This is a genomic window from Macrococcus sp. CoH-51_TC_04 (assembly GCF_058188655.1).
In genome coordinates, this window is record NZ_JBVGOY010000001.1 from 344,451 (window position 1) to 355,165 (window position 10,715).

The following is a 10,715-nucleotide window of genomic DNA, read 5'->3' on the forward strand; positions in this document are numbered from 1 at the left end:
AAATCACTCCTTTATTTTTATATCAAATACCCATTTCTTTGAGGGATTAATCTCCTTGAGCAATAAATTTGTTTTACCATATTCTATCACTCCTAAATCATAGTAAAAAGCAGCTTCCTTCTTATTTAAGCTTACACCATCGGGCAGATTACCAAATTCAGAAACGATAGCCAATAGTTTCTGTTTGCCAAAAGGCAGCTTTCCAATGATTACATCATCAATTTTAAGCTTTAAAATTCCGTCCATATACACTTCTGGTGTTGTGATAAAAGATACGTGGACATCTTGATTTAAAAATTTCGATTTGTTGTGGATTAAAATCTTGCTTGACTTAAAATAAATTTTATTATCTTTATCTTGAGGTAAATACTTTGCTACCGTAGATTCCGAAAGAATCAGTGTGTCATTACTCGATAAATGATTCGTCTTAAAATTCTGTTTTGATACCTCATCGGTCAGCCTAAGATTAAAGATAGTGAATCCAACAATGATAACAGTAACTAATAAGATTGAGAGTATAAACCAGATGGGTGATTTAATTATTCTAGTCATTGTAGCCAAATACCGATAATCCTATTGCACCTGGTCCGGTATGCGTTGACACAATCGGTGTCGTAGTATGAATCGATATATTTTCATCAGTAAAAGGTTCCACTGCAGATTTCACTTTCGTAAGTAAATCATTAGCCTGTGCTTCTGATATACCAATTCTCAAATATTTATATTGTTCGCTCATTTCTTTTACTTCTTTAGTCAGAAGCTTAACGACTGAATTGATTGTACGTACATTCTGAAGAACATGAATCTCGCCATCTACCACTTCTGCAACAGGCTTGAGATTCATCAGTCCACCAATAAAGCCTTTTCCTCGCGAAATTCTTCCGCCTTTTTTTAAATAATCAAGCTGAGAAATCACTAGAAAGAGCTTTGATTGAGTTTTCATATTTTCAATAGCCGCTACTATTTCATCTATCGATTTATGCTTGATGATTAATTCTGCTACATTTTGTATTATAAATCCGTATGATTGTGCGATAAATCCAGAATCGATAACTGTGACCTTTCCATCTACCATACCGGCGGCTGTCTGCGCACTGCCAATAGTCCCGCTCAGACGATGCGTCATATGCAGACTTAATATTTCGTAACCTTCCTCGATATATTTTTGGTATATTTCGACAAACTTACCTGTGGCCGGCTGACTCGTTTTAGGAATTTCCTTAAGTGCTATTAGTTTTTCTAAATATTCATCTGATGTGATTTCTTCCTGATCCAGATATGTTTTACCCTCCATTACAATATTTAATGGTACTTGTACGATACCATGATCTTTTAAATATTGCGCTGGCAAATCGTGTGTAGAATCTACGATTAATTTAATTTTACTCATGTCGTCATCCCTCTTTATTTATTTCTGTTGCAATTATATTCTTGATATAATCAGCTGCTTCCTGTAACGTCAGATCATTAAATATATCTGGCGAAATTTCGGGCAGAATAGTCACTTTCACAGTTCCCGGAACCATTTTCTTACTATCATGTTTTTCCATAATATTTGAAGTACCTTTTATAGCCACTGGTATAATCGGCACTTGTGCTGATTTTGCAAGCTTCAGTGACCCTGCTTTAAAATCTCCTATACCATGTCCTTTACTTCTCGTTCCTTCAGGAAATATAAGTACACTATGCCCTGCTTTTAATGATGCGATTCCATCTTTTATCATCTGTAATGAAGAACGGCGATTTGTTCTATCAAGGTATATACAGTTCATCATTGTCATCCACTTATCGAGAAACGGTATTTTCTTGACTTCGACTTTGGATACAAAGCCAAATGGTTTATCAATCGCGTGAATCAGTACAGGAATATCAAAATTACCTTCATGATTACTGACAAATAGGACACTATTTGTAGGAAGTGCATTTTCTTGCTTAACTTGAACTGTGACACCCGCAGTTTTCAGTACAGCATGTGCCCACTTCTTAGGTTCGATAAAAGCAAGCCTATCTCTTTTATACACATCATCCTGTTCAAGTATTTTTTTTTCAATTCGTTTAAATTGCGGTGTAATAAATGCAGCATAACCGATAATTACACTGACTGTCTTCATCATTCTAATCATTTGTATACCTCACAAGATGCATAAAGTGATGAGGTATCACATTCTTCTCATCAAGTACACCTTCTTCTATGGATTTAACTTTAAAATCTTTGAATGTATATTCAGGGAAAAATGCATCTCCAGGATATTTCTCTTCAATAACCGTGACATACATATCATCCACCTTATCAATCATCTGTTCGTATAAGTTTTGTCCACCGAATATAAATACATGACCTTCAAGCAGATCAATTTCCTCTAGACTATAAATCACATCTGCATCGTTCGGTTTAAAATCTTTATCTCGTGTGAGTACTACATTTCGGCGATTAGGTAATGCTTTACCTAATGATTCATATGTTCTGCGCCCCATTACTATCGTGTTATGCGTTGTTAATGTTTTCACTCGTCTGAGATCATTCGGAAGGTGCCATGGCATCTTATTCTCAAATCCAATTACTCTATTTCTATCATGACAAACAATTATAGATAACATATCTGCTCCTTAGACTGCAATCGGCGCTTTAATCGCCGGATGCGCTGTGTAATCGATTATTTCTAGATCTTCATACTCAATATTAAATATATCCTTATCGCTATTAATTTGAAGCTTAGGTGCTTCATAAGATGACCGCATCAACTGTGTTTCAACCGCTTCGATGTGATTCGAATAAATATGTGCATCTCCCATAGAATGGATAAATTCACCCACTTCTAGCCCACATTCTCTCGCAACTAAATGTGTTAGTAGGCTATAGCTTGCAATATTAAAAGGCACGCCAAGAAATACATCTGCACTGCGTTGATACAGCTGACATGAAAGCTTATTATTATTTACATAAAACTGAAACATTGTGTGACAAGGTGGCAGTGCCATCGAATCAATTTCTCCTGGATTCCAGGCTGATACAATATGACGTCTACTATGTGGATTCAACTTAATCTGTTCAATCACTTCCTTTAGCTGATCAGTCACACGATCCTTCGTTTCAAATTGACGCCATTGTTTACCATACACATTCCCTAGATCGCCATAGCGTTGCATAAAATCATCATCCGTCAGAATCTTTTCTTTAAAAATATTCAGCTGCTCTCGATACTGTTCATTAAATTCAGCGTCACGCAATGCACGATGACCAAAATCAGTCATATCCGGACCCATGTATTCATCACTTTCAATCCATTTTAAGAAAGCCCACTCATTCCATATATTGTTATTATATTCAAGCAAGTATCTGATATTCGTATCCCCACGGATAAACCAGATCAGTTCAGTTGCTACAAGTTTGAAAGATACTTTCTTTGTTGTCAGCAATGGAAATCCTTTAGAAAGATCGAATCGCATCTGATGTCCAAAAACTGACAATGTCCCAGTATTCGTTCTATCATCCTTATCCTTACCGGTCTCTAAAATAAGTTTTAATAAATTATGATATTCAAGGTCAAAAGAATTCATATCGCCACCTCTTTCTATTTTTACTTATATACATTATAATACAGATATATAGGCGACATTTAAAGAATTACATATTGTAATATTAAACGCGCATATTTGTATAACAGAGGAGTGAATTGCATGGATGCTTCAATCATGGTAGTTTCAGGATTATTTCTTTTATTATGCTATATGATCAGTATGTGTATTACTGAATAGTTATTATTCAGTGCATAAAAAATAAGGATCCAGGACAATTCCTGAATCCTTATTTTTTTAATATGCCATAATGTGTAATCGTATTTCTTCTGATATTCATTTCAAATGGGTACTGCGAAATTAATGGTGAATTATATTCTGCACGTAAGACTAATTTGGCGTCCCTTTGAACAACATTATCCAGTAACGATCTTGCATCCTGCTTATCCCCAGTCAAAAAATTGACTAACGCACTAATATTAGAAGTATCAACAGTATTCTGATAAAGACAGTCCACATATATCACATCAAATAGTGTATCATCCTGTTCAATGGAGCCAAAGACAAAATTAATCGAATTAAAAGCTTCTCTCAGTTCTGGGTTGATAACATTACAATAGTAATTCATGCTCCATTTTATCGCAAAATGTATATAAAAATTTTGTTCATAGGCATAAAAGTTTGCGCGCTGTAATGTTCTGGCCATCAGCATCAGGTCGTTACCTAACCCCATCGTACAGTCTGCGATAAGAAGAGGGGCATCAGCATTATCAGTAACCGCAGCAACAAGTGGTGGAAGTATGCCTGTTTTTACGTACTGTTTATATTTAATATTCATCGTACTTTCCTGGTAACTGATTTTGTTATCAATTTGAGTATAAAGATAGATACCGTTTTTCTGGATGATTAGAAGTGGTATATCACTTTCAATGAAGAAAGACTTTACTGTCTTTTTCCCTCTAATGATAACCTTCGTATCAGAATAATAATTTTCCAGATCCTTTACAATCATACTGACGTAATCAAGAACACATTCATCCGGATTAACACACGTTGTTATCCTCAGCTTATACGCAGTGTTCATCAAACTGCTCTTTAATATCCATACATAATTCTTCAACCGGTCGTCCTTCAATATGTTCTCTCGGTATAAAGCCTACGAGCGTACTTCCTTTGAATAATGCCATAGATGGACTTGAAGGCGCTTGCCCGATATAACCTCTCATTGTTTCAGTCGCCAATTTATCCTGTCCAGCAAAGACCGTAACAATATGGTCTGGTTTAACTGGATTTTGTGTCGCAACCGTAACAGCAGCAGGTCTTGCAAGGCCTGCTGCACAGCCACATACAGAATTAATGACAACAAACGTAGTAGCATCCCCTGCTTCACTAAAATGTTTATCGACCGCTTCACTACTTTCTAATGATTTAAAACCATTGTTTGTTAACTCACTTCTCATACCCTCTGATAATTGTTTCATATATTGTTCGTATGCATTCATAATGATTCTCCTTTATTTCTGTTAGCTATTTGTTTCCATACTGATCCGGCTGCGCTTTCACCATTCTTGATACGTTCGTAAGCCATCTGCACTTGTAACTTTACATCAAATGCTTCGTCTTCTAAATGAGCTTCTAAATATGGAAGACTAGTTTCGTCACCTTCATCATAGATAAACATAGCGGCACGCCATCTGACGATTGGTGCTTTATCATTTAATGCCTGGTGCATCGTATCAAGACTTGCTTTATATCCTAGATCACTAATTGTGTCTCCTGCAGTTCTTCGTACCGCAATATTTCTATCCTTCATTGCCTCATCCAGCAATGGAAGGACATCACGTGATTCTATCATGCCAAGGAACATTACAGCAAGTCTTCTTAGCTGAGGTTTATCATCACTTAATACCACTTTCAGGAACGGAATATCGCTGATATCAGGTGTCGGGTAATGATCCAGCATACGATAGCGTTCCTTCCAGTCATCTGTACTTAAATAAGTCTCTATTGAAACACGTTCCAGCTGTTTAGAATGATCTTCGTATCTATTTGCTTTACCCGCTTCAACAAGTTCCTGTAACCTTTCAGCAGGATATAGTGCATCAATCTCTTCTTTTACAGTATTAACAATCTCTTCATCTGTACCATACCTTATTCCATAATCGACCCAGCGTCTTAATAATATAACATTATCATCATCATTCTGACTGTCGAGCATTGCGTCAATAAAGCGTAAATCAAGTTGTTTACGTACTTCACTATCCAGATAAGTTATCTTAATCTGATATGGGATATTTTTGAATTCCAGTACTTCTACCTGCTTTTCACCCGAATCACTAACTGGCTGATGATTAACATCCGCTATCGATCCACTTGCAAATACCTGTTTTATTTCTGGTAGCAGTATATCCCAGTCGCTGCTCGGATTTTTATCCACTGAAATAAAATCTAATGCATGAAATACTGCTTTTACATTTTTAATATTCAGTAATTCATTGATAAATGCAGGATTAGATGCTTCAATACTTTGGTAAGTTGTACTCTTCATATCTTCTTTGTTAAAATCGAGCGTAATTTTTAATGTGTTTGGACTTGGTGTAGGTTCTATCTTTTTTATTTCCATTTTATCCTCCTATTGCAATACGTTTCCTAGTCTTTTGATTTCTATTCCAACCGTACATTTCTTTATACAGTAATTATGTGCGAACGTCTTATTATGTTCTTTACGATGATATTCTTTTAAGAGACAATGACTACAATAATGGTCATTGAGCTTATCAATAGTACGTAACGTAATTTGCTGATCACTATTCAATAAATCCACCTCATACGATATTATAACAAATTTATATATTTAAGCATGATGCTTTGCTTAACACATGTTGCATTAATACATTTATACCACTATAATACTTAAGTTAACTTTAAAAGGAGGTTTATTATGACAAATGAACTATGGGCTATCGCTGCATTTATCATGACATTTGTGATGCTCGTTATTATGTATAGGTTCTTTGGCAAAGAAGGACTTTTTGTATGGGTTGCAGTGGGCACAGTCATCGCAAATATTCAAGTCACTAAATCAGTAGAACTTTTCGGAATCACTGCAACGCTAGGAAATGTATTATTTGCATCAATTTACCTGGCAACAGACATTTTGAATGATCGTTACGGCAGACAAGTTGCTAAGAAAGCTGTATGGTTAGGTTTTTCATCCGCAATAATAATGACCGTTTTAATGACGATATCTTTACAATTCCATCCAGCTGCAAACGATATTGCACAGCAAAGTCTTAAGACATTATTCGGGGTTGTACCAAGAATCGTACTCGGTTCAATTGTTGCTTATATTATCGGGCAGTACGTGGATGTCTATCTTTTCAATTTGATTAAAAAACGTTTTTCTTCTGATCGTACATTCATTGTAAGAGCTTATGGCAGTACAGTATTCAGCTCAATTATCGACACCGCACTATTCACATTGATTGCCTTTACAGGCCTCATGCCAGGAAATGTTCTTTTTGAAATCTTTATGACCACATATCTATTTAAACTTTTGTCTACTATTTTCAATGTCCCGTTCGGATACTGGGCGAAATCGTTCCATAAAGAGGAAGCATGATGACCCAAGTTTATATAGACGCAGCAACGAGACAAGATCCTTTACAAAGTGCTTGTGGTATTATTTTCAGACATAATTCTGACATTGTAGAGTACGGTGAGTATCTAGGAGATATTGATAATCATCATGCGGAATGGCAGAGCCTGATTATCGCTCTCAAATTGAGTCTACAAAATAACTACACGTCATTACTTATAAAAACAGACTCCAAAATTGTCGCTGATTCTGTACAGAAAAAGTTTGTGAGAAAAGAAGCCTATAAAAATTATCTCAAGGAATATCTAGTGCTTGAATCTCAGTTTGAACTTATCATTTTAGACTGGATACCTAGAGCAGAGAATAAGCATGCAGATACACTCGCAAGAAGAACATTAAACAGATATAGCTGAGCTATATCTGTTTAATGTTCTGTTCTAATATATAAAGTACACCACTCTCATTATTAGAAGGCGCGATAGCACTCGCGTAAGATTTCACCTTATGAGGTGCATTTATCATTGCATAACTGTGACTTGACAGTTTGAACATTTCTATATCATTTTCTCCATCACCAAAGACAACAAGATCATCCTTACTTACACTTAATTGTTCCATCACTATTTTAAGCATATGCGCTTTATCTGCATAGGCTGTAATATCTATACAGTGCGCTCCGCTATAGACACAATCTAAACTTGCAGGAAGCAACTCAATTATATCTGAAAGTTCATCAGCGGCAGCCGTGACTGTAATTTTCAATACAGATTCATCAATATCATCACTAACAGTAAACACTTTGATATCTGGATAATAGGGCTGTATCATCATTCGGTAACTTTCTGAAGCTGTCTGGTGAATAAAGGCATTGTTTATCGTTGATACTACAAACTCATAATTTGTATCGATAAGACGTGTTATCGCTGTACAAACATCACGTTGCGCAATCAACTTATATCTCTTTATATCATCTAACTCAAGCGATGCGCCATTGGCACCAATATAAATAATGTCATTGTACTCAGCAAAAAAATATTTTAAATACGAAGAGTGATTACTGCTGGCTACAACGAAACGAATATTATTGTGCAGCATTTTATCATAAATATGTTTAAACCTTACCTCGTCATATTCATTATTATCATTTAAAAAAGTACCATCCATATCTACCGCAACTAACTTCATTTAGATTTTCCTTTCACGTGAAACATCGTATTCAAAGTATATTTTGTTGATTTTCCTATACCAACCTTCTTTATCTCATCATCTTTTTGAAGGCTCACTAAGGCGCGCTCTATTGTTTTTCTGCTGATATCAGCCAGCTTAAGTTCAATATCCGTTCTAGATAAAGGTGTAAATGACTGATTAATTACTTCCAGCACTCTATAATAAGGATCGTATTTGTTCATATTAATCAGTTCGAACTGATTAAAAAACTGCTCATAACATTGATGGATAATCTCGAGATAAAAACAGTAAAAGTCAACAAACGGACTATCTGGCTGCATCACTTCAAGATACTCATCTGCTCTTTCGGCTATGTATTGCTCTATATTATGGTACTTCACAACAATAAATCCGCTTTTAAGCAGCAGCAATGTTAAGAGTAGATGGGTTAATTTACGATTATCTTCCTCAAATATATGTTCTTTATTAAAAGAGTATATAAAGGTGAGAACTCGTTCAAGCGCATTATAATGATCACTTATCTGTTCATAATATGCTTGAGTTGAAGTGTGCAACATAGATGTATTTTGCTGTTTTATCTTTTCAATCATTGCATTATTACCCAATGACATTTCAAGATAAATACGTTCAATTTCTATAGGTAATAAATCAATAAACTCATAATCATTAAATATGTATACTAACGCATCTCGATAACCCATTAAAATCATATCATCATTATTTTTAATACTACTTTTATAGTCCACCATCTGAATCAGTTTGGTATTTGCAAAATAGAAGCTATCTAATTGCATTGTATATTTAAGAGCATTAATCATTGTAATTCTTTGTAATTTTTGCAAAGCAGTGTGATGTCTCTCGCCGATAAGACACTGCATGCCTTTATACTCATATATCTGTGTTGCAAGATCCAATATTTTCAGTTGTTTAGTATCGAATATATAACTCATAATCCCACCCTTTCCTCAGTCAATTAATTATAATTGACTGAGGAAATGATATCAATCTAAAAATTATTTTCCAATCAGAAATCTACTTACAGATTTTAACTCATGCTTATCACAGACACTTCTTATAAACTCATAATCAGAAGCATACGACATACGTTTTTTTATATCCTCAAGGTTGATAGGTACCTCTGTATGAATTTCAGCTAAACTTCTCGAAATTTTCAAAGCATCGATCGATGTCATGATTTTGTTTTGCTGTCCTTTTGGCAATTCTTCTAATGAAGCTAGAACGCCGCTCACATCTCGATAAGACTGGATCAATTTTACCGCCGTTTTTTCTCCTATACCTTTAACGCCGGGATAACCATCCGCTGTATCACCCATAAATGCTTTAACATCGATAAGTTGCTTTGGTTTAAGGTGATATTCTTCTTCAAATCGATTCAAATCGTACTTGCTATATATACTGAAACCTTTTTTTATAAGCCAAATTTCAATATTTTCATCTAATACCTGCAGTAGATCTCGGTCGCCGCTTATTACAGTGATATGGTATTCCTTATCAAGATATTTCGCTAACGTACCAATAACGTCGTCTGCTTCAAATTGATGAACCCCTATATTAACAAATCCTAGTTCTTCTGAAATGCGCTGCGCCATTTCAAACTGTGGAATCATCTCCTCTTGTGGTGCAGGACGATGCGCCTTGTAATTACTATCGATGTCATTTCTGAAAGTTTTGGCACCCATATCCCAGCATACAATGACGTGTGCTGCATGCGTGTCTTCGATCGCGCTAATTGCATGCTTTATAAACCCTTGCACACCATTCGTAGGTATACCCTCATGATTTCTCATATAGTTTCCATGAAGACTTGTTGCAAAGAAGTGTCGAAATAACAATGCCATCCCATCTATAATCAGTACATTTTTCATATTAATCTCCAGTCTCAATTTTATCAGGATAAAACGATATCCATTCAGAAAAGCTATCTGCATATAATACCACGTCTCTATCCACAGATCTTAATGCAGCACGGTCATTTATATATCCGCCTTCAAATCAATAATTATACGGAATATTGATTGCTTCAGGAATGTGACCACCAACCACATCGATTGGTTCAAGCAATCCTATAAACCTCTCCTAAGATCTCGCATCTACAAGTATACGTTCTTCATCATTTTTCAACAAGGGTTCTATATCTAAAAATATTGATTTGTTATAATTCAAATTTTTATCGTCAATATTAATTTTTCATCCGTCATATATCATCTATTGACGGATGAAAAATATTTTCTGATACAAAATATTGTGAAAAGCATCTAAATCTTCATAACTTCCATCAATAATATAGCAATCTCTTCCGACGAGATGACATAAATATAGGATAGGTAAAAATACTATTTTGTATGTGCTTCTGATTAAACTGTTCAAGCTTCTGTGTATCATTATCCATATT

General features: G+C 35.2%; 14 protein-coding genes. 2 read left to right on the plus strand and 12 right to left on the minus strand.

Annotation, left to right across the window (positions count from 1 at the left end; all coding sequences use genetic code 11):
* Positions 1-3 precede the first annotated feature (3 nt).
* The 9 genes from ACZ2V4_RS01740 to ACZ2V4_RS01780 form a co-directional block, all read right to left on the minus strand.
* Positions 4-552, minus strand: a complete 549-nt coding sequence (locus tag ACZ2V4_RS01740) for a DUF2140 family protein (RefSeq protein WP_241427512.1) — start codon at positions 550-552, stop codon at positions 4-6.
* Positions 545-1,390: a DegV family protein gene (locus ACZ2V4_RS01745; RefSeq protein ID WP_419894932.1), complete on the minus strand. Its 846-nt coding sequence runs from the start codon at positions 1,388-1,390 to the stop codon at positions 545-547. Before ACZ2V4_RS01745 ends, ACZ2V4_RS01740 begins: the two co-directional genes overlap by 8 nt.
* Before the next feature lie 4 nt (positions 1,391-1,394).
* Positions 1,395-2,123 (minus strand): lysophospholipid acyltransferase family protein, encoded by a 729-nt coding sequence (locus ACZ2V4_RS01750; protein ID WP_283722145.1) that lies wholly within the window; start codon positions 2,121-2,123, stop codon positions 1,395-1,397.
* Positions 2,116-2,598, minus strand: coding sequence for a dihydrofolate reductase (locus ACZ2V4_RS01755; protein WP_219491699.1), 483 nt, complete (start codon positions 2,596-2,598; stop codon positions 2,116-2,118). The genes ACZ2V4_RS01750 and ACZ2V4_RS01755 overlap by 8 nt, the downstream gene beginning before the upstream one ends.
* A gap of 9 nt (positions 2,599-2,607) precedes the next feature.
* Complete coding sequence (locus tag ACZ2V4_RS01760; protein WP_283722144.1) at positions 2,608-3,558, minus strand: thymidylate synthase; 951 nt, start codon at positions 3,556-3,558, stop codon at positions 2,608-2,610.
* Between the two features lie 247 nt (positions 3,559-3,805).
* The gene (locus ACZ2V4_RS01765; protein ID WP_458620013.1) at positions 3,806-4,636 is read right to left on the minus strand and encodes a hypothetical protein; all 831 of its coding nucleotides are present in this window, start codon (positions 4,634-4,636) and stop codon (positions 3,806-3,808) included.
* Positions 4,584-5,018, minus strand: coding sequence for a BrxA/BrxB family bacilliredoxin (locus tag ACZ2V4_RS01770; protein ID WP_283722143.1), 435 nt, complete (start codon positions 5,016-5,018; stop codon positions 4,584-4,586). The genes ACZ2V4_RS01765 and ACZ2V4_RS01770 overlap by 53 nt, the downstream gene beginning before the upstream one ends.
* Entirely contained in the window at positions 5,015-6,139 is a 1,125-nt protein-coding gene (locus ACZ2V4_RS01775) for a virulence factor (RefSeq protein WP_419894934.1), read from the minus strand. Before ACZ2V4_RS01775 ends, ACZ2V4_RS01770 begins: the two co-directional genes overlap by 4 nt.
* Before the next feature lie 9 nt (positions 6,140-6,148).
* A complete protein-coding gene (locus tag ACZ2V4_RS01780) occupies positions 6,149-6,331 on the minus strand; it encodes a zinc-finger domain-containing protein (protein WP_413474579.1) in 183 nt (60 codons plus the stop codon).
* 126 nt (positions 6,332-6,457) lie between these two features.
* On the opposite strand from ACZ2V4_RS01780, the gene ACZ2V4_RS01785 reads away from it, so the two are divergent.
* Together ACZ2V4_RS01785 and ACZ2V4_RS01790 are read left to right on the plus strand one after the other, a co-directional pair.
* The gene (locus ACZ2V4_RS01785) at positions 6,458-7,138 is read left to right on the plus strand and encodes a queuosine precursor transporter (protein ID WP_219491712.1); all 681 of its coding nucleotides are present in this window, start codon (positions 6,458-6,460) and stop codon (positions 7,136-7,138) included.
* On the plus strand, positions 7,138-7,527 hold the full coding sequence (locus ACZ2V4_RS01790) for a ribonuclease HI family protein (protein ID WP_490514451.1): 390 nt from the start codon (positions 7,138-7,140) through the stop codon (positions 7,525-7,527). The genes ACZ2V4_RS01785 and ACZ2V4_RS01790 overlap by 1 nt, the downstream gene beginning before the upstream one ends.
* A gap of 1 nt (position 7,528) precedes the next feature.
* Here the strand turns inward: ACZ2V4_RS01790 and ACZ2V4_RS01795 are convergent, their stop codons facing one another.
* The 3 genes from ACZ2V4_RS01795 to ACZ2V4_RS01805 form a co-directional block, all read right to left on the minus strand.
* Positions 7,529-8,299: an HAD-IIB family hydrolase gene (locus ACZ2V4_RS01795; protein ID WP_219491718.1), complete on the minus strand. Its 771-nt coding sequence runs from the start codon at positions 8,297-8,299 to the stop codon at positions 7,529-7,531.
* Positions 8,296-9,252 (minus strand): Fic family protein, encoded by a 957-nt coding sequence (locus ACZ2V4_RS01800; protein WP_490514452.1) that lies wholly within the window; start codon positions 9,250-9,252, stop codon positions 8,296-8,298. Before ACZ2V4_RS01800 ends, ACZ2V4_RS01795 begins: the two co-directional genes overlap by 4 nt.
* Positions 9,253-9,315: 63 nt before the next feature.
* Positions 9,316-10,188 (minus strand): 5'-3' exonuclease, encoded by an 873-nt coding sequence (locus tag ACZ2V4_RS01805; protein WP_490514453.1) that lies wholly within the window; start codon positions 10,186-10,188, stop codon positions 9,316-9,318.
* Positions 10,189-10,715 lie beyond the last annotated feature (527 nt).

Bases quoted from the DNA above. Each gene is read 5' to 3' on its own strand.
- ACZ2V4_RS01775 (WP_419894934.1), bottom strand. From the start codon at position 6,139: ATGGAAATAAAAAAGATAGAACCTACACCAAGTCCAAACACATTAAAA.
- ACZ2V4_RS01770 (WP_283722143.1), bottom strand. From the start codon at position 5,018: ATGAATGCATACGAACAATATATGAAACAATTATCAGAGGGTATGAGA.
- ACZ2V4_RS01755 (WP_219491699.1), bottom strand. From the start codon at position 2,598: ATGTTATCTATAATTGTTTGTCATGATAGAAATAGAGTAATTGGATTT.
- ACZ2V4_RS01805 (WP_490514453.1), bottom strand. From the start codon at position 10,188: ATGAAAAATGTACTGATTATAGATGGGATGGCATTGTTATTTCGACAC.
- ACZ2V4_RS01790 (WP_490514451.1), top strand. From the start codon at position 7,138: ATGACCCAAGTTTATATAGACGCAGCAACGAGACAAGATCCTTTACAA.
- ACZ2V4_RS01740 (WP_241427512.1), bottom strand. From the start codon at position 552: ATGACTAGAATAATTAAATCACCCATCTGGTTTATACTCTCAATCTTA.
- ACZ2V4_RS01750 (WP_283722145.1), bottom strand. From the start codon at position 2,123: ATGATTAGAATGATGAAGACAGTCAGTGTAATTATCGGTTATGCTGCA.
- ACZ2V4_RS01795 (WP_219491718.1), bottom strand. From the start codon at position 8,299: ATGAAGTTAGTTGCGGTAGATATGGATGGTACTTTTTTAAATGATAAT.
- ACZ2V4_RS01745 (WP_419894932.1), bottom strand. From the start codon at position 1,390: ATGAGTAAAATTAAATTAATCGTAGATTCTACACACGATTTGCCAGCG.
- ACZ2V4_RS01785 (WP_219491712.1), top strand. From the start codon at position 6,458: ATGACAAATGAACTATGGGCTATCGCTGCATTTATCATGACATTTGTG.
- ACZ2V4_RS01760 (WP_283722144.1), bottom strand. From the start codon at position 3,558: ATGAATTCTTTTGACCTTGAATATCATAATTTATTAAAACTTATTTTA.
- ACZ2V4_RS01800 (WP_490514452.1), bottom strand. From the start codon at position 9,252: ATGAGTTATATATTCGATACTAAACAACTGAAAATATTGGATCTTGCA.